Annotated in this window: 19 protein-coding genes; 16 read left to right on the plus strand and 3 right to left on the minus strand. The window is 50.8% G+C overall.

The window, feature by feature from the left end; all coding sequences use genetic code 11:
• Nucleotides 1-35: 35 nt before the first annotated feature.
• The 5 genes from GJJ30_RS12635 to GJJ30_RS12655 all read left to right on the plus strand — a co-directional run bounded on the left by GJJ30_RS12635 (nt 36) and on the right by GJJ30_RS12655 (nt 4,803).
• The gene (locus GJJ30_RS12635; RefSeq protein WP_229313096.1) at nt 36-737 is read left to right on the plus strand and encodes a 3-keto-disaccharide hydrolase; all 702 of its coding nucleotides are present in this window, start codon (nt 36-38) and stop codon (nt 735-737) included.
• Nucleotides 734-2,104: a Gfo/Idh/MocA family oxidoreductase gene (locus GJJ30_RS12640; RefSeq protein ID WP_154175512.1), complete on the plus strand. Its 1,371-nt coding sequence runs from the start codon at nt 734-736 to the stop codon at nt 2,102-2,104. Before GJJ30_RS12635 ends, GJJ30_RS12640 begins: the two co-directional genes overlap by 4 nt.
• Nucleotides 2,105-2,118: 14 nt before the next feature.
• Complete coding sequence (locus GJJ30_RS12645) at nt 2,119-3,024, plus strand: sugar phosphate isomerase/epimerase family protein (protein ID WP_170299179.1); 906 nt, start codon at nt 2,119-2,121, stop codon at nt 3,022-3,024.
• A 45-nt stretch (nt 3,025-3,069) separates the two neighbouring features.
• Nucleotides 3,070-3,861, plus strand: coding sequence for a phytanoyl-CoA dioxygenase family protein (locus GJJ30_RS12650; protein ID WP_154175514.1), 792 nt, complete (start codon nt 3,070-3,072; stop codon nt 3,859-3,861).
• A 111-nt stretch (nt 3,862-3,972) separates the two neighbouring features.
• The gene (locus tag GJJ30_RS12655; RefSeq protein ID WP_154175515.1) at nt 3,973-4,803 is read left to right on the plus strand and encodes a sugar phosphate isomerase/epimerase family protein; all 831 of its coding nucleotides are present in this window, start codon (nt 3,973-3,975) and stop codon (nt 4,801-4,803) included.
• Here GJJ30_RS12655 and GJJ30_RS12660 read toward each other — a convergent pair.
• Complete coding sequence (locus GJJ30_RS12660; protein WP_154175516.1) at nt 4,786-6,003, minus strand: acyltransferase family protein; 1,218 nt, start codon at nt 6,001-6,003, stop codon at nt 4,786-4,788. The genes GJJ30_RS12655 and GJJ30_RS12660 overlap by 18 nt on opposite strands.
• A 474-nt stretch (nt 6,004-6,477) precedes the next feature.
• On the opposite strand from GJJ30_RS12660, the gene GJJ30_RS12665 reads away from it, so the two are divergent.
• From GJJ30_RS12665 to GJJ30_RS12715, 11 genes are all read left to right on the plus strand, one after another.
• On the plus strand, nt 6,478-9,528 hold the full coding sequence (locus tag GJJ30_RS12665; protein WP_154175517.1) for an amidohydrolase family protein: 3,051 nt from the start codon (nt 6,478-6,480) through the stop codon (nt 9,526-9,528).
• Nucleotides 9,529-9,633: 105 nt separating this feature from the next.
• Nucleotides 9,634-10,938 (plus strand): amidohydrolase family protein, encoded by a 1,305-nt coding sequence (locus tag GJJ30_RS12670; protein ID WP_154175518.1) that lies wholly within the window; start codon nt 9,634-9,636, stop codon nt 10,936-10,938.
• A gap of 574 nt (nt 10,939-11,512) precedes the next feature.
• On the plus strand, nt 11,513-11,833 hold the full coding sequence (locus GJJ30_RS12675; protein WP_154175519.1) for an ArsR/SmtB family transcription factor: 321 nt from the start codon (nt 11,513-11,515) through the stop codon (nt 11,831-11,833).
• Nucleotides 11,830-12,324, plus strand: a complete 495-nt coding sequence (locus GJJ30_RS12680) for an SRPBCC family protein (RefSeq protein ID WP_154175520.1) — start codon at nt 11,830-11,832, stop codon at nt 12,322-12,324. Before GJJ30_RS12675 ends, GJJ30_RS12680 begins: the two co-directional genes overlap by 4 nt.
• A gap of 226 nt (nt 12,325-12,550) precedes the next feature.
• Complete coding sequence (locus tag GJJ30_RS12685) at nt 12,551-12,886, plus strand: potassium transporter KefB (protein WP_154175521.1); 336 nt, start codon at nt 12,551-12,553, stop codon at nt 12,884-12,886.
• A 121-nt stretch (nt 12,887-13,007) separates the two neighbouring features.
• Entirely contained in the window at nt 13,008-13,298 is a 291-nt protein-coding gene (locus tag GJJ30_RS12690; protein ID WP_154175522.1) for a hypothetical protein, read from the plus strand.
• Between the two features lie 260 nt (nt 13,299-13,558).
• A complete protein-coding gene (locus GJJ30_RS12695) occupies nt 13,559-13,948 on the plus strand; it encodes a VOC family protein (RefSeq protein ID WP_154175523.1) in 390 nt (129 codons plus the stop codon).
• A gap of 5 nt (nt 13,949-13,953) precedes the next feature.
• Nucleotides 13,954-15,036 carry a glycoside hydrolase family 43 protein gene (locus tag GJJ30_RS12700; RefSeq protein WP_154175524.1) on the plus strand — a complete coding sequence of 361 codons (1,083 nt, stop codon included), beginning with the start codon at nt 13,954-13,956 and terminating at the stop codon, nt 15,034-15,036.
• A 207-nt stretch (nt 15,037-15,243) separates the two neighbouring features.
• Nucleotides 15,244-15,813, plus strand: a complete 570-nt coding sequence (locus GJJ30_RS12705; protein ID WP_154175525.1) for a DUF1572 domain-containing protein — start codon at nt 15,244-15,246, stop codon at nt 15,811-15,813.
• Between the two features lie 118 nt (nt 15,814-15,931).
• Nucleotides 15,932-16,291, plus strand: a complete 360-nt coding sequence (locus GJJ30_RS12710; protein ID WP_154175526.1) for a DUF4180 domain-containing protein — start codon at nt 15,932-15,934, stop codon at nt 16,289-16,291.
• Nucleotides 16,292-16,370: 79 nt separating this feature from the next.
• Entirely contained in the window at nt 16,371-17,081 is a 711-nt protein-coding gene (locus GJJ30_RS12715; RefSeq protein WP_154175527.1) for a hypothetical protein, read from the plus strand.
• 24 nt (nt 17,082-17,105) lie between these two features.
• Here GJJ30_RS12715 and GJJ30_RS12720 read toward each other — a convergent pair whose 3' ends face one another.
• The gene (locus GJJ30_RS12720) at nt 17,106-17,870 is read right to left on the minus strand and encodes an SDR family NAD(P)-dependent oxidoreductase (RefSeq protein ID WP_154175528.1); all 765 of its coding nucleotides are present in this window, start codon (nt 17,868-17,870) and stop codon (nt 17,106-17,108) included.
• Between the two features lie 100 nt (nt 17,871-17,970).
• Nucleotides 17,971-18,882 carry a helix-turn-helix domain-containing protein gene (locus tag GJJ30_RS12725; protein ID WP_154175529.1) on the minus strand — a complete coding sequence of 304 codons (912 nt, stop codon included), beginning with the start codon at nt 18,880-18,882 and terminating at the stop codon, nt 17,971-17,973.
• Nucleotides 18,883-19,035 lie beyond the last annotated feature (153 nt).

Here is a 19,035-nt window from a genome sequence, read left to right on the forward strand (position 1 = left end):
GTATGAACAGCGCATCTCTTATCGTAACGGTTTGTATGGGGTTAGTTAGCCCGGTTATTTCGGCACAAACGGCCAATGTGCTAAGTCCCGCCGAACGACAGGCAGGCTGGGAATTGCTTTTCGATGGAAAAACCACCACCGGCTGGCGAGGTGCCTACGCCGACCAATTCCCCACCAAGGGCTGGGTAGTTAAAAACGGTGAACTTCGTGGCGAACTCCACGAAGGTGCCGAATCGGGCGACGCCGGGGACATTGTAACCTTAAAAAAATACCGCAACTTCGAGTTTGCGTTCGATTGGAAATTAGGCAAAGGCGGCAACAGCGGAGTGAAGTATTTCATCGAAGAACGGCAGCCCAAACCCGCCAAAGGCTCGCAGGCGGGGTATGAATACCAGTTGATTGACGATGCCGATTATATTTATAACGATAAACACCTCCCAGCCGATCTGAAGACCGCTTCAATCTACGACGTGGTAGCCGCCAACAAACCCGATGTTACATTGGGAAAGTGGCACCAATCGCGCATTGTCGTGAACAACAACCGAATCGAACATTGGCTCGACGGCGTAAAAGTTTTGGCCGTTGACCGAACCACACCTGCTTTCAGCCAGGGAGTGTTAGATAGCAAATTCAAGGATTATCCCGGTTTTGCCCAGATTCCGGAAGGCCATATTCTGCTTCAGGATCATGGCCACAGTGTTGCCTTCCGAAACCTTAAAATTAAAACTCTCCCATGAATCGCCGTCATTTCCTGAAAAACAGCGCCGTAGCGGCCACGGCCTTGCCCGCGATTGGGGTGCCGACCATTGTTCCGGCTTCGGTATTCGGCAAAAACGCCCCTTCAAACCGCATTACCATCGGCCTGATTGGCACCGGCCGGCAGGGATACGGCCAGAATTTGCAAGGTTCTGATTTGCAAGGCATTGGTGGTAGAATTCCGGGTTTGCTCGACGTGTCCGATGCCCAGGTTGTTGCGGTTTGTGACGTGGATAGCTGGCGAATGAACAAAGCCAAAACGACCGTTGAAAGCCACTACGCCAAAAAGGCAGCAAACGGGGCTTATAAAGGCTGCTCGACGCACCGCGATTTTCGGGAAATCATCGCCCGCAAAGACATCGATGCCGTGATGATCTCGACACCCGACTACTGGCATGTTCCGATGGGCATTCTGGCAGCTAAAGCGAATAAACATATCAGTTGCGAAAAACCGCTCAGCATGAGCGTGCATCAGGGCCGGGCGCTGGTGGATGCACTGAAAAAATACGGCGTAGTAAACCGCACCGACAGCGAGTTTCGTTCCGTACGCCCTCAGAATCAGGCGGTTGAATTGGTTCGGAACGGACGAATCGGGAAGTTGCAGAAAATCGAAATCACGTTTCCATCGGACCCAACGCCCGTTCCGCCCCAACCCGACATGCTTGTTCCGAAAGAACTCGATTATGATTTGTGGCTGGGTCCGGCGCCGATGGTTCCGTACACCGACATGCGGGTTCATACGCCATTTGATTTGAAGAAGCGGCCGAACTGGATGCGAATCGACACCTACGCGCAGGGCATGATTGCCAATTGGGGCGCCCATTATTTCGACGTAGCGCAGTGGGCCAACAACAGCGAATATTCGGGTCCGGTGGAAGTGGAAGGGAAGGGCGAGTTTCCGAAAAGCCTGTGGAATTCAATGATCAATTTCTCAGTAACTTATCGCTACGCCAACGGCGTTGAAATCACCTGCCAGCAAACGCCGACCAGCAAACCGGGCATTAAATACACCGGCTCGGAAGGCTGGATTCTGGTCGATAACTACCCCGGCGTGATTACCAGCAGCAACCCCGGCATGCTGACCTCAAAACCGTCGGGAAGCGAACTGGATTTGTCGAAAACCCTCTGGGATAAAGTCGATTTTGTGGATGCGATCAAAACCGGTCGCAAGACGCTGGAACCCATTGAAGTGGGCCACCGGACAATCTCACTCTCGCAGATTGGACTGATTGCCTGTCAGTTAAGTGAAAAGCTAAACTGGAATCCGGAAAAGGAATTATTCGTGGGAAACAATGCGGCCAATGCCTTGCTGGCGGCTCCGCTGGCGCGTAAAGAATGGGCGATGTGATCAAGGTAACGACGATGAAAAAACGGATCTTTTTCCTGTGGGCGGTTTTGTTGACGGGCCAGTTGATGGCGCAAAAACCGGTGAAAGTTCAAAATGATTTTTTCGTGTTGCACAACGCCATCCGGGGCGACTCAACCTATAAAACCTTCGATCAGCAGGTGGGTTTTATCAAAAGTCTGGGCTTCGATGGGGTCGAAATCAATCAACTGGATTCGTTCGACGGCATGAAGGCTGCACTCGATAAGCACCAGTTTACCGGCTCCTATTTTTACATTAAAATCGACGTCGATTCCCCGACGCTCGACCCGCGCATCGAACCCGACATCCGGGCGCTGAAAGGCACCAAAGCTGTGCTGGCACCTTATATTATTAGTGATAAAAAGCGGTTTGCCTCGTCGTCCGGGATGGCCGACACCACGGTCGTGCGCCAGATTCGGCAGATGGCCGACTGGGCCAAAGAAGCCGGTTTGCAGGTGGCGTTGTATCCGCACGTGGGTTTTTACGTTGAACGGGTCGACCACGCGCTTCGGTTGGTGAAGCAAATCGACCAACCGAATGTTGGGCTAACGTTTAATCTCTGCCACTGGCTGGCCACCACGCCGAAAGCGGATCGCACGAATTGGAAAGGACTGCTGACGACACTGAAACCGCATCTGAAAATGATCACCATCAGCGGGGCCAACGATGTCGATGCGGCCGGGATGGACAACGGACCGACTGGCATCTGGAACCAATACATTCTACCCCTCGGAACCGGCAGTTTCGATACCTACGAGCTGGTGCGGTTTGCGGTTCAGGATTTGGGATTCAAGGGGCCGATTGGCGTTCAGTGCTATGCCATGAAAGGGGATAAACCGACCAATCTTCGCAATACGATGGCCGTCTGGAAGCAATTTAAAACACGTCTGGCGAAACGCTGAAATACTTTTCCGCACTCATTTTTCTTCTCTAGTTAACCTGAAATCATGGCCTTTACTCCCGAACATCTCGAAATTTACCAGCGTGACGGCTACGTTGTCGTTCGCAATCTTTTCTCCAAAGCTGAAGTAGAACGGCTCTACGGGCTGGCCGTTGGCGATGCGGTTCTAACCACAAAAACCTACGACCGGGTCGATGCGTCGGGAATGAAAACCCGGCTGGCGCTCTGGTATGCGCTGGACGACAGCCTGTACAGCAAATTTGCCCGGTCGTCGCGCATTGTGGATGGGGTAGAGCAGATTCTGGGTAGTCGGGCCGCCCACTACCACTCCAAGCTGATGCAGAAAGAACCGCGAACGGGCGGAGCCTGGGAGTGGCATCAGGATTACGGATACTGGTACAAAAACAACGGTTTTCTGTTTCCCGATATGCTTTCGGTGCTGACGGCGCTGACGCCCGCGACCAAGGAAAACGGCTGCTTGCAGATGATAAAAGGATCGCACAAGATGGGCCGGGTCGAGCACGGTTTTTCGGGCGAGCAGGTCGGGGCCGATCTGGAAAAGGTAAACGAAGCCCTGAAGATCATGCCACTGGAGTACCTGGAAATGGAACCCGGCGACACGGCTTTTTTCCACTGCAATACCCTCCACGCTTCAGCCGCCAATTTGTCGGATCAACCCCGCTGGTCGATCATTACCGCGTATAATCTGGCCAGCAATAAACCGTACAAGGACATTCACGAAAGCAGTTACACGCCCATCGACTATTACGACGGCGATCTGCTGGCTGAAGAAGAAGCCGGTATTTCAGAAACCGCAGATTTTTTGGTGAAGAGATGACTAATGACGATTGACCATAGACCGCCGACCATGGTCAATGGTCAATCGTCAGCCGTCAATGGTCAAAAAATCTTTACTCTCTAGTCTCACCTCCTTTGTCTATAAAAAATAATGATCAAATTTTTTGCCCCTGCCTGGGGAAATACGTTGCCGTTTGACCGGTTTTGCCAGAACGTGAAAGCGGCCGGTTACGATGGCGTTGAAATTGCCGTACCGTTGGATGTGGCCGAAAAAATCGCTATTCTGGAAAGTCTGGCGAAACACGGGCTGGAACTGATCGGGCAATATTTTCAATCGTTTGAAACGGATCTGGATGAGCACGCCCGGAATTACGAGAAATACCTCCGGCATTTGAGTTCAGCCAAACCGCTGTTTATTAATTGCCAGACAGGGAAAGACTTTTTTACGTTCGAACAAAACCGCCGGTTGTTCGAGCTGGCCGACCGGATTTCCAGCGAAACCGGGGTTAAAATCATTCACGAAACCCACCGGGGAAAGGCCCTGTTTGCAGCCCACATTACCCGCGATTATTTGCAAAAACTTCCCAATCTGCGACTGGCGCTCGATATTTCCCACTGGTGTGCGGTCCACGAGTCCATGCTCGAAAACCAGGACGAAGCCGTTAAACTGGCGATCCGGCACACCGACCACATCCACAGCCGGGTCGGGCATCCCGAAGGCCCGCAGGTCAGTGATCCGCGCGCACCGGAATGGGCGGCTTTTCTGGAGGCACACCTTGCCTGGTGGGATCAGGTGATGGCAACGCACTTGGAGAACCAAACCGTGTTGACCGTCACGACCGAATTTGGTCCAGCACCGTACTTGCCGACGCTGCCGTATACCCAGATGCCGGTCGTCAGTCAGTGGGACGTCAACGTGTTCATGCTGAATCTGTTGAAAAACCGGTATTCCGGTAAAGACGTTTCAGGCAGTAGTTGCTGAAGGATCGACAGAATACACCGTTTTCCGGCCGCCAAACTGCCGGTTGATGTAATTTCGGGCCGGAACTTCCACCCAACGATACGTTAACGCAGAAACCGCCAGCGTTACGGCAATGAACGCCAGACAGACCAGCCAGCCAACAAACTGATCCGGTTTCGACGGTTGCCCATACGTACCGTTCCGGGAGAACTGATAATAGGCGAATGCGTTTCCAAACAAAAACATCAGCGGCTGATGAACGAGATAAATAGAGAATGACCAGTCGCCCAGCCGTTGCAGCAGTTTTGTTCCCAGAAACCGGTCCGTAGATGGGCTGCCATACGCGGCTGATAGCAAAATTAACGGCAGAAAGCTGATCGAAAACACGTCAGCCAGGGCAAAATGCATGCAGGTAAACAACCCGGCACTTAATAAAACCAGGGTGAAACCATTCGCTAACCACGACTTGCCCCAATTTTCCCGGTAGCCCAGATACATCATCATGCCGAGTACAAAACCGCACAAACAGCGCAGAAAACCGTATTGAACGGCCGCGTTGACGGTATTATTCAAGGGATCGGGCTTGAAAAAGGGCAGGGCGACCGGTGCCGGTAGATTGGGAATGATTAGAAAAGTCAGGACCAGATAACCGCCGAAACAAGCCAGCACCACGGCGATCCGGCCCACCGGTTTCAGATTCATGAACGGTTTGACCAGAAAAGGGAACAGCATGTACATCCACCATTCGACCGAAATCGACCAGGCGGCATGGGTCCACGAGAACCAGTCATGCAGGTTCATGGCCTGAAGCAAAAACAGATTGGTAATGAATGAGTAGAGGTTATTATTAGCCTCCATAATCAGGTTTTCAGGAATGCCGATCCAGCCTGAAACACCAAAAATGGTAACTGTTGCCAGCAGTGATACGAAATGCAGCGGATAAACGCGCGCAAACCGGGCAATGGTAAATCGCTTAAATTCAGAACGTTCTACGGAGTCTTGAAACCATTTGCCGTAGACGTGGCTCATGACAAAACCGCTCAGGATGAAGAAGAAGTCCACCATCAGATACATTCGGTTGATGAGCCAGGAATCTTCAAATTTCAATAAAAGATTTCCGCCCAACCCCAGCATCAGGTCGACGTGAAAAATAACCGTGAGCAGGGCGGCAATACCGCGCAGTGGAGTAAGGTTGGCTAAGTAAGGTGTAACGGTTTTCATGCCGGATTTTAATTGTGATTGGTGGTGTAAATTCGAGTCGGAAAGCACTAACAAATGAATCGTATTCTGTCAAATCGATGGAGAAATTCAGGCCAAAATGAAATATGAACAAATTAACCTATTGGATAACAGGTTGTTATAGCTTAATATTGAAACGAATATACTTTTTCGCTTCCGACGTCCCGCTAATTTTTGAGTGAATGGTAGAACGTTGGGAGTAAGACGTAGAAACGTACCAATTACTGGTTTGAGCAATCTGCTCTTAGGTAGCAATGGGGATAGGCTGGAAGGACAGTTCTCGATGAATTGGACTGCCTTTTGATTCCAGTCAAAGGTATTTTGGGAAAGAACTGTAACTATTTTCCGAAAAAATGTAATTCTGCAAAATACAATTTGGTGATCAGACCGATGAAGTTACTCCTTTCGTAGATTTGTAAAATTGTCTACGTTTCTCATCACCTAACTAATTCCTACATGCGGAAACTTCTCCTGACCGCCGTGCTGGCCTGGGGTATTGCACAGGTTGGCTGGTCGCAAGTTACCTTTCCCCGAAATGGCGTTTACGATGAACGATCGGGTTTATACGCTTTCACGAATGCCACGATTATTGTTGATCCGAAAACTACCCTCGACGGCGCTACGTTGCTCATTCGCAACGGGCGGATTGAAGCTGTTGGCAAAACCGTCAGCATTCCGGCCGGAACCGTCATCGCCGATCTGAAAGGCAAACGGATTTATCCGGGGCTGGTCGACATCGAGTCCGATTATGGAATGCCCGCCCTCCAGCGGAATGCGTCTGGCGGTGGGCGCGGGGCACCGCAATACGATTCTAACAAAAAAGGGGCGTTTAACTGGAACCAGGCCATCCAGCCCGAAACCGAAGCCAGTGCGGTTTTTAAAGCCAGCGTTCCACAGGCTCTCGAACTTCGGAAACTCGGTTTTGGCGCGGTAGTGACGCACCCGCACGACGGCATTGCCCGGGGTAGCTCCGCACTAGTCACGCTGGCCGACGACCGCGAAAACCTCGTCGTGATCCGGGAGCGGGTGGCTGGTCATTATTCGTTCAGCAAAGGTACTTCGACCCAAACCTACCCAAACTCGCCAATGGGCGCAGTGGCGCTGCTGCGACAAACGTATTACGACGCCGACTGGTACAAAAAAGCCGGAAAAACCGCCGAAGCCAACATTTCGCTCGAAGCCTTCAACCGGTTGCAGAGCCTGCCATCGGTTTTTGAAGTACCCGATAAACTGGGTGTTCTGCGGGCTGACAAAATCGGTGAAGAGTTTGGCGTTCAGTATATTATCAAAAGTGCGGGCGATGAGTACCAGCGGCTGGACGAGGTGAAAGCCACGGGCGCTTCGCTGATCGTTCCGCTCAACTTCCCGCAGGCTTTCGATGTGGAGGATGCCTGGGATGCCGACAATGTGACCCTGGCGGAAATGAAGCACTGGGAAATGGCACCGGCCAATCCGGCGATGCTGGCGAAAGCCGGGGTTCCGTTTGCGCTGACCACGGCCAATCTTCGGAACAAAACCGATTTCTGGGCCAACCTTCGCAAAGCCATCGAATATGGGTTGACCGAACAACAGGCCCTGACTGCCTTGACGACTACGCCCGCTCAACTCCTGAAAATCGACAACGAAGTCGGAAGTCTGAAACCGGGTTTGCTGGCGAACTTCATCATTACCTCCGACAACCTGTTCAGCGCGGATAACGTCATTCTGGAAAACTGGATTCGGGGGAAACAATACATTTACGGCGACAAAAATGCTACCGATCTGCGCGGGAATTACAACCTGACCATCGGCGACCGCAGCAATTTGAAACTGAACATTATCGGAAAACCGGGTAAACCGGAATATCAGGTTCTGGCCGATACCGTAAAAATTACCCCGAAAATTTCCGTATCCAACGACCTTTTGTCGATTCAGCTTCAACTGGATAAAAAACAACCCGGCACGACTCGGCTAACCGGTTACCGTATCGACGGACCGCGGGAAGGAACGATCCTGAAAGGCGAAGGGGAATTGCCGGACGGAAAAATGGTGAAATGGACTGCGGTTTTGTCGCAACCGTTTGCGGCCAATGCAAAACCGGACACGGCGAAGAAAACCGCCCCGGAGTACGGCAAACTGTTGTATCCATTCGTTGGAATGGGGAATCTCGAAAAACCAAAAGCGCAAACGTTGCTGATTCGAAACGCGACGGTTTGGACCAACGAGAAAGATGGTGTCATTCAGAATGCCGATGTATTGGTGCAAAACGGCAAAATTACGCAGGTCGGTAAAAGCCTGACGGCCCCGACGGGTGCCCAAACCATCGACGGAACCGGCAAACACCTGACCAACGGCATCATCGACGAACACTCGCACATTGCGCTCTACTCGATCAACGAGGGCGGACAATCCAGCTCGGCAGAGGTGCGGATGAGCGACGTCGTGAACTCGGAAGACATCAATATTTACCGGCAACTGGCCGGGGGCGTTACGACCTCGCAGCTGCTCCACGGTTCGGCTAACTCCATCGGCGGGCAATCGGCGATTGTGAAACTGAAATGGGGGGAAGCTCCGCAGGAAATGATGCTGAAAGGGGCCGACGGTTTTATCAAGTTTGCGCTCGGCGAAAACGTCAAACAGTCGAACTGGGGTGACGCGGTACGCATCCGGTTTCCGCAAACCCGAATGGGAGTGGAGCAGGTCTACTTCGACCACTTCACCCGCGCCCGCGAGTACGACAACGCCTGGAAAGCGTATAATGCATTGAGCGCCAAGGAGAAAGCCAAGACAGTGCCGCCCCGCCGGGATGTGGAACTGGACGCACTGGCCGAAATTCTGAACAAGAAGCGGTTTATCACCTGTCACAGCTACGTGCAGTCGGAGATCAACATGCTGATGAAAGTGGCCGATTCGCTGGGCTTCAAGGTCAATACCTTCACGCACATTCTGGAAGGCTACAAAGTGGCCGATAAAATGGCGAAGCACGGCGTCGGCGGCTCGACCTTCGCTGACTGGTGGGCCTACAAAATGGAGGTAAAAGACGCCATTCCGTACAATGCCGCGCTGATGGCGCGGGCCGGGGTGACGGTTTCGATCAATTCCGACGATGCCGAAATGGCCCGTCGTCTGAATCAGGAAGCCGCCAAAGCCGTGGAATACGGCGGTATTTCGGAGGAAGACGCCTGGAAAATGGTGACGCTGAATCCCGCCAAACTGCTGCACCTCGACAGCAAACTCGGAAGCATTCGTGCGGGAAAGGACGCCGACCTGGTGCTCTGGAACAACAACCCGCTGGCGATTTACGCCCGGCCTGAAAAAACGATCATTGACGGCACGATTTACTTCGACGCCCAGGACGAAGACCGCAAGCACGACGAGTTGCAGAAGGAACGCGCCCGGCTGATCCAGAAGATGTTAACCGCGAAAGCCGGTGGCGCTCAAACCCAACGCCCGACCTTCCGTCGGCAACGGATGTTCCATTGCGAAGACGTGGAAGGCGTGATGGCGGAAGGGGAGGAGAGGAAATGACTATTGACGATTGACGATTGACCATCGACAGACGACAATGGTCGATCGTCATCGGTCAAATAATGGTCAATCGTCGGCGGTCAATGGTCAAAAAAACAAACAAGCATGAAAAATCTAACACTATCTATATTCCTCCTCGCTTCGCTCAGCGGTTTTGCGCAGAATCCGGCTCCGGCGGGTCCGCAGGCTAGGGCGGTGGCGCTGACGGGCGCGACGATTCACGTCGGGAACGGGCAGGTGATTCCAAACGGAACCATCGTGTTCGATAAGGGCATCATTACCGCCGTGGGCAATGGCGACACGCCAATTAACGGTGCGGAACGCATCGATGTTGCGGGCAAGCACGTTTATCCGGGTCTGATTTCCCCGGCGGCCACGGTCGGTTTGCAGGAATTTGAATCGGTTCGGGCGACGCTCGATTACCAGGAAACCGGTTCGTTCAACCCCAACGTCCGGGCGCTGATTGCGTACAATACGGATTCGGAAATTATTCCGACGATCCGCAACAACGGTTTGCTGATGACGCAGGCCATGCCCGATGGCGGGTTTATTTCGGGCAGTTCCTCAATCATGAACACCGACGGCTGGAACTGGGAAGATGCGGTTTTGAAAGCCGATGACGGTCTGTGGCTGAGCTGGCCAACGTATTTCGCCCGAAGTTTCGATTATGAAACCTTTACGGTGAGCCTGAAAAAGAACGAGCAGCGGCAGGATGCCATCAACGCCATGATTGCCACTTTCTCAGATGCGCGGGCTTATGCCGACCTGAAAAATCCGGCGCCGAAAAACCTCAAATTTGAAGCGATGAAGGGCTTGTTCGACGGCTCGAAATGCCTGTACATCCGCGCCAACTACGGCAAGGACATCATCGAAGCCATCAAGTTTGCCAAACAGGTGGGCGTGCGAAAACCGGTGATTGTCGGGGCTGAAGACGCGGGCCGGGTGATTGATTTCCTGAAAGAAAACAGCGTGCCGGTAATTCTGGGGCCGATGCACCGGCTGCCGAATTTGCAGGACGAGGACGTGTACCTGCCCTACAAACTGCCGGGCATGCTTCAGAAAGCCGGGGTGCTGGTGAGCCTGAGCTACAATGGCGAATGGTGGCGCACCCGCAATCTGCCCTTTCAGGCCGGAACCGCGGCCGGTTTCAGCGGGATAGACAAGGAGGAAGCCCTGAAAATGATTACGTCAAATACGGCCAAAATCATGGGCATCGACAACGTGGTGGGCACACTCGAAAAAGGCAAATACGCGACGCTGGTGGTCTCGAAAGGCGATTTGCTGGACATGCGAACCAACGTGATCGAACGCGCGTATATCCAGGGCCGTCACATCAACCTCGACGACAAACACAAACGGCTGTTTCACATGTATCGCGAGAAATACGGCCAGCCGGATCTTGGAAAGTGATACTGATTTTGCTAGTGATTGGGAGCCTGAGCGATCGGGCTCCTTTTTTTGCAGGCTTCGTAGGTTGGATTGCCGTTTAGGCAACAATGTGATTTGCGAGGTGCGTGTTTTGTATGGGTTATCGATAGTTGTTAGGCGTAAAGTGTTGATAGTGAGTTTTCTGTTAAGATCTCTTCCCAATCCCGTGTAGGGCACGGCTGATACGTGCTTGAATTATGATTATAAAAGTTGAAAAATTTCGACATCTTTTCGCCCCCAACCCCTAAAAGGGGACTAAAAAAACCGGATTTGAGAGCCCGGCACCGGCCGCCCGGCCTTTAGGGGGTTGGGGGGCGAAAAGAGGCCGGTACCCACAGAGTTTTACTAGCACTTAACAGCCTTACTATTTAGGGGGTTGGGGGCGAAAAAAGCCCGAAAATTGTCACTGTTGTATGATAATCACTCGAGCATTTAAAATCCCTGCCCTTCATGGCGTTGGCCGAAAAATTTAGCCAGCCTCCGAAAGAAAATAAATTGCGAAACCGAATAGTTGCGCATATATTTGCAACCGAACAGTTTCCTATTTATCACGTATATGCGTAGAGATATTTTTCAAGCCGTGGCCGACCCGACCAGACGAGCCATTATCGCCTTACTTGCCTTCCAGGCCATGACACCCAATGCGATTGCCGACAACTTCAACACGACCCGACAGGCGGTGTCCAAACATTTGCGCATTCTGACTGAATGCGAATTGGTGAAGCAAGAGCAAAAAGGGAGAGAAATTTATTATTCCCTTGAAATTGACCGCATGAAAGAAATAGACAAGTGGTTAGATCAATTCAGAAAGATTTTGGAAACCCGGTTTAATCAACTAGACGACTTATTGGCAACCATTAAAAAAAATAAACAATGAACACCTTACCCTTTGACTTCACGGTTGATAAATCCATCAACACCGTATTCATAACCAAAGAATTTGCCGCGGAACCTGAACTGGTTTGGGACGCATTTACAAAGCCGGAAATGCTGGACCAGTGGTGGGCTCCCAAACCCTGGGCTTCCAAAACAAAATCAATGGATTTTACAGTTGGAGGCCGACGATTGTATGCTATGGTGAGCCCGGAGGGACAGGAAAGTTGGGCATTACATGACTATACTTCAATTAGCCCAAAAACCAATTTCAAGTTTTTGAATGCGTTTGCCGATAAAGACGGAAATCCTCAGTTGCCGGGTTCAGATTGGGATTTGACTTTTAACGAAGGAAATGGAACAACGAAAGTCAGTATTTCCATTTACAATGAATCGCTGGAACGGATGGAAAAAATGATCGAAATGGGCTTCCAGGAAGGCTTTACGATGACCTTAAATGAATTGGAAACGTTGTTGTCTAAAAAGTTTGTATGACAAAGTGATACAATAGCATTAAAATCCACCGCCGAAGCCGGTCGCCCGCCTTTAGCGTGCAAAATTCAATTTAAAATCACTATTTTTTTTAGAATCGGCTTGACAGTCTCAAAATTTGCCCTTTACTTTGAAATACAAAGTTCTTTTTATTTATGCTCGCAATAACTTAATCGGAACGGGCGGGCAGCCATCGGCAATTGATTTTAAAACCTTAAATTTTACGAGCATGCAAAATGCAAACGAACTACAGTCCCCGCTGCGGCCATCATCGCTGACTCGCCGGGCCATAATCGGTGCCGGAATTGGCTTGTTATTAATCGGAATTTTTCTGCTGGGCGTTAAAAATCCGAATCCCAACTGGCCGAAACTCTGGATGCTTCGGCCGTTGGTTATTGTGCCACTGGCCGGCGCAACCGGGGGCGCGGTTTATTACTTCCTGGATTATCTGCGTTATCAGAACGGCTGGAATGCGAACCTGGTCAAAACCGCCAGCCTGCTAATTTTCCTTATTGGGCTTTGGATGGGCATTGTGCTGGGATTGGACGGCACCTTGTGGAATTGAGCGGAATAAACCCGATCAGGTCTCGAAGACCTGATCGGGTTAAGCCATGCAGATGACAAAACATGGCTGAGAAAAATGTTCTTGGCTATATCACACCATTTTCATTTAGCCGATATCCTTCATGGATCGATCTTTCCAACATCTCCTTGGAATCCTGATCATTTTGGTGATTCCAGTCCTGCTGGCCATATTTGACTTTATGGACATCCAGTTGCCCGGTGGGATTGTCAGATTTACTCTTCAACTTGTCGGAATTTTACTTTCCGGACCACTGCTGTTGTTATACAGCTTGTTGGTACATGAGTTTACGACGGTAAAAAACAGGAAAAGCCTCTCCGGAATTGCTTTTCTGATCGGTTTTTCCTGGCTGGGGTATCTGTTTTACCACCATATGACCACGCCGGTCGATTAACATCAACTATCAAACCTGTCAGGCCTGGGCGACCCCATCGCAAAGACCTGACAGGTTTATTAAATCAGGCCATTCCGCTGCGTTTTCGGGTTGAGTTTTCTCAACAATAATCTGGTAAGAAAGACGATTGCAATCGACAACCGGCTCGCAACGCATACGGGTTGATCTGCGGGAAATGAAGGAAATTGTGCCTTTCTTTGTCCCTTATCAAACCGAGTAAATCGTCCTTTTAAAATGGCTTTTAAGTGAAAAAATAGTTTATGGCAAACGAACACACCACAACCCTAACTCCCTTTCTGACCGTGAGCGATGCAAAAAAGGCGGTCGATTTTTATGTATCGGCCTTTGGTGCAACGGAAATGACGCGGTTTGATTTGCCCCAGGATAAAATCTCCTCCAAAATCAGTATCGACGGGGCCTTATTTTATGTCGCGGATGAAGAACCGGAATTTGGAAATGTAAGCCCGGCGGCATCGACTGCGACCGCCATCCGGATCATTCTCGAAACAGAAAAGGCGGACGATTTATTTGCAAAGGCCATCGCATGGGGAGCCACCGAGATTTGCCCCATGACGACGGAAGACGACTGGCGAATTGGGAAATTGAAGGACCCGTTTGGTCATGTTTGGGAACTAGGATACACGGTGTAAAATCGATGAAATCAACACTAATTTTTGCACTGGCGATCTCGCTGCTGGGAGCGGTGCCACAACTTCAGAAAGAATCGGCGTTCGTCGTTTCGGGCGCAGAAAAACCGCTCGGGATTGAAAAGGATAAAAAGGTCTGGATGCTGACGTACTTCCGGCAACGGTATCCGACCCGGATTGAGATCGATGCGCAGGGAAAAACCGTGGAGGTTCCGCTGGAAAACCCCATGCTGATCAATAAGTTACACATTGCCTTGTCCACCGATGGTCGGCACTGGACGCCGTTGAACGACAACAACCCGGTCTGGGAGCACCACATGCGTGATCCGTACGTTCGTCGGGGGCCGGACGGTCTTTGGCGAATTCTGTCAACCGGCGGAGGTGGCCGGAGCGATCGGGAAAAGGTGGGCCCGAGTTGTCTTTACGTCACCTCGAAAGACCTGATCCATTGGCAGGAGGAAGGGCAACTGGCTTTGATGAAAGACGTTCGGGACGAGTCGGGTGCGCTATCGCGAAATATCTGGGCGCCCGAATGGTTTTACGATGCCAAAACCGGTGACTATGTTTTGTTCTGGTCGTCGTCCTTCAAAGACGCGGGCTGGAAAGAGAGCCGACTTTGGTACAGCCGAACGCGCGACTGGAAGACGTTTACCCCGGCGAAAGTCCTGTTTAATCCGCCCTATTCGGTGATCGACGGCACCCTGCTGGAGCATAGCGGCACGTATTATCTCTTTCACAAGGAAGAAGAATTTGGGGTGAAAACCGGCGAACGGCGCGCCATCCGCGTGGCTACCTCCAAGAATCTGGAAGGGCCTTACACGGTTGTTGAGGGCGATAGGAACCAGGGACAACTCGTTCCGGTCATCACCGAAGGCCCCACTGTCATGGAAGATCCCCGTCAATCCGGCTGGTTGTTGCTCTACGATTATTGCATGACGAACCGGTTTGGGGTTTCGTCCTCGCCTGATTTGATTCACTGGAAAGTCGAAGAGGACGTCAGTTTTCCGTCGGAAGCCCGGCACGGTTGCGTGTCGCTGCTAACGGCGGCCGAAGCAAAAACGTTGCAGGATACGTATCCGAGCAAAAAATAAAGGTTATTTCGCGGAGTTAAGAGACGGTCTAAAATTTATAATTTTCCTGCCCCCAACCCCCTAAAGGGGGCTTTAATCGGCATTTCAAAGCCCCCTTTAGGGGGTTGGGGGCAGACCGATGAAAGGGAAAATCTGAATTTTAGTCAGTCTCTTAACTCAACGAAACAACTTAAATTTCCAAAAATTAAATTGTAGACAACGCGCATCATGAACGACTATTTATCCAGTGCCATCAAGCAATTTGAGTACTATAAAACGCTTGGCGAAAAGACGTTCGACCAACTTTCCGACGAGCAATTGTTCTGGCAATTCAACCCGGAAAGCAACAGCGTGGCGACGATCGTCAAACACCTTTGGGGCAATATGCTGTCCCGCTGGACCGACTTTCTGACGTCCGACGGCGAGAAAGAATGGCGGCAGCGGGATGCTGAATTTGACAACGACCTCAAAAACCGGGCGGACGTTTTAGCCAAATGGAACGAAGGCTGGCAATGCCTGTTCAGCGCCCTGAACTCGCTCACCGAAGCGGATCTGGCAAAGGAAATCTACATCCGGAACATGGGACATACGGTTTTGGAAGCCATCAACCGGCAGCTGGCGCACTATCCCTACCACATCGGACAAATCGTTTACATCGGCAAAATGGCCTGTGACGCCCGCTGGAAGTCCCTATCGATTCCAAAGGGCAATTCGAGCGCCTACAATGCTGATAAGTTTTCGCAGCCAAAACGGAAGGAGCACTTTGCAGATGAGTTTATAAAGAAGGCAAAAGATTGAAAAAAGAGTTATTTCGCAGAGTTAAGCAGAGTTTAAAAGAGTCTAGCGGAGAAAACAAAAACTCTGCTTAACTCCTTTTTCCTCCGCTAAACTCTGCGAAACAAAAACCGGGTAAACAATGGAAATTGAAGAACACGAAGTGAAGGGCCACAAAATTGCGGAGGTGGTTTCCGATCAGGTTGTGGTGGCCAAGGTGGAAGATGGTCTGGATTTACTCGGAAATTTATATTACCAGGGCTTCGATATGATTTTGATTCATGAAAAAAACATCACCCCGGCATTTTTCGATTTGAAAACCGGCATTGCGGGCGAGATTCTGCAAAAGTTTTCCAATTACCGGGTTCGGCTGGCCATCATCGGCAATTTTGAACCCTATCAAAGCAAAAGCATTCGGGATTTCATGTTCGAAAGCAATCAGGGTGGCCACATCAGTTTTGTTTCGTCGAAAGCCGAAGCGCTGGACAAATTGTCCCGCTAGGTTGATTTTCGGGCCGATAGTTTCCATGATCTTCCTGCTGCACGACTAACGAGTGCGACCAACTGACAAACGTTCAGCCATGAACAACTACCTCGGCGGTTTTTTCCTGATCAAGCTAAAACCATTCGATTGGTCCCCCATTCCCCTGGTGTATACCGGCAGCACCTGCATCAACGACAGTATGTTAGCTACCTGGTCGTATCGCTGGGTGAACGAACGGGTGGAGGAGACCAGGGCGGCCGAAGAATTATTGGGCTTGAATCCCGCCAAGGTGACCGCCATCCGGCACTGGACCGATCAAAAATTAACCGAGGGAAAGGTAGGCTACCACCAGGTCTTTCTGGATCTGAAAACCGCTCAGGAATACAGGCAGCGGTTTTTTGCCCATCTCGATGCAGTTAAACTGCTGGCGATTTATTTCGACGAACCGGCGGCCGATGCGATCATTGAGGAGTTGAGGCCGAAAAGGGCCAATATGGGCGAATGTGGTCTGTATCAGATGCTTTCCCGAAAAGTGCCGGAAGCAGAAGACAATGATGAGACGACCATTGGTTACGATCTGGTCGGAATCGAACAGGGAGGAAGTTTTCATTCGTTTCACTGCCACGGCATTGGCCCGGAGCTGGTCCGGAAATTCGGGCTGACCTTGAATGAGTTTGGCTTATTTGACTACTGCGACGATTGGAAACCGGTATTGGATGCGTTTCAAAACGGCGAAATCGGGGCCGAACCCGTACCCTGGTTTGTCGCGAAAGTGAAACAGATTTCCGTTGAAAAAAAGGCAGGATGACGCTTCGTCATCCTGCCTGAATGCTTACAAATTCATGCCGCCCGACACCTCCATTCGCTGACCGTTGATCCAGCGGGCGTCTTCCGTACACAAAAAGGCCACTACTCCGCCGATATCGTCGGGTAATCCGGCGCGGCCCAAAGCCGTTACACCGGCCACGAACGCATTGACCTGTGCATTGTCGCGCACCGAACCTCCGCTGAAATCGGTTTCAATGGCCCCGGGAGCCACGGTATTCACCGCAATGCCGCGCGCGCCGAGTTCTTTGGCCAGATAGCGGGTCAGGGTTTCAATAGCGCCTTTCATGGACGCGTAGGCCGAGGTGCCCGGAATCGTGAAGCGTGCCAAACCGGTCGAAATATTGATGATCCGCCCGCCGTCGTTGAGCCACGGCAATGATTTTTGGGTGAGGAAAAAGACACCTTTAAAATGGATGTTCATCAGTTGGTCGAACTCGTCTTCGCTCGTTTCGGCAAAGGGTTTGTGAAGGCCAATTCCGGCGTTATTCACCAGAAAATCAAAATGATCCTTGCGAAATGTTTCGTGTAAAACCGCTGTTAGTTCGGTAATAAAACCGCCGAAACTTTTTACATCGCCGGTATTTAATTGCAGCGCTGCAGCTTTCTGACCGGTTTTTTCAATTTCGGCTACGACTGCCAGAGCGTCTTCTTTTTGGCTGTTATACGTCAGAATAACATCGATTCCTTTTTCGGCCAGACGCAGGGCCATGTTTTTTCCGAGTCCGCGACTGCCGCCCGTCACCAGGGCAATTTTACTTGAAGATTCCATCGTTGTTGGTTGTTTAATTCGATGGAACAAAGGTAAAGGACCGAACTCGTGTCCGGTTTGCAAACATCAATCCATTGTTTGCAAAAATCAAATTAGTAGCTTAAGCCCGAAAACTGATCGGCGCAAACGAAGTCTGTTTTTTGAAGAAATTGGAAAAATGGGCGACCTGCTCAAAACCGAGACAATAAGCAATTTCGGAAATGTTCCAGTCGGTTTGTTTCAACAGAATTTTGGCTTCCTGAATGATCCGGCTGCTGATGATATCCGTCGTGGTTTTGCCCGTATTTTCCTTTAGCACTTTGTTGAGGTGGTTGACGTGAACGGATAGCCGATCGGCATAATCTTTAGCCGTCCGGAGATTCAATTTCTGATTCGGCGATTCGATCGGGAACTGGCGTTCCAGCAATTCCACAAACAGGGATGAAACCCGGGCCGAAGCCGTATGCGTTGGATATAGAGACGTTGCGGGCTGCAATTTCTGCCCGTAGTGAATCAGTTCGAGCACGTAATTCCGCAGCAGATCATACTTGAAAGCGTAATCGGACGACAGCTCTTTATACATTTTCCGGAAGATAAAGTCGATATCTTCGGCGGCTTCGTCGGTCAGCTGAAAAATGGGAAAACCGCCCGGTTGAAAGATCGGCAGGTCATCCAGTACAACCCCGCTTTTCGACTGGACCAGAAATTCGTCGGTGAAAATGCAGAAGTAACCCGACTGATTATCATCCTGGGGTAGCCAGTGGTAGGGAATTTTGGGCGTGGCAAACAGCAGCGCGTTTTTCTCAATATCGACCACCTTATCGGCGTATTCGGCCTTGTTGCGACCACCAATCAGGCTGATTTTGTAGTAGGCCCGCCGGTTGTACGGCATTTCAGTGGCCGGTTTTTTCCGGTATTTCGCCACTACATCGGAGGTCTTAAAAACGTTAAAATGACCGATTTCCCGGCTGATGCCCTGCGGAAAAAGTGCCGAAGTTTCGGCGTAAAATTTTTCCAGCGTAGTGATTTCCATTTCCGGTTTGATTTGCAAAATTCAAATGTACGCAATTTAAATTGAAACCGGTTTATGCTTGGCGACGGTTGACCGAAAGGCGGTTTTTATTTATAAAAAGCCTTACCTGATGCTCACTTCTGCTGTACTATTCGATTAGAAAGGCGTAGTTTT

Origin of the sequence: Larkinella terrae (genome assembly GCF_009668025.1) — a bacterium.
Taxonomy (GTDB): Bacteria; Bacteroidota; Bacteroidia; order Cytophagales; family Spirosomataceae; genus Larkinella; species Larkinella terrae.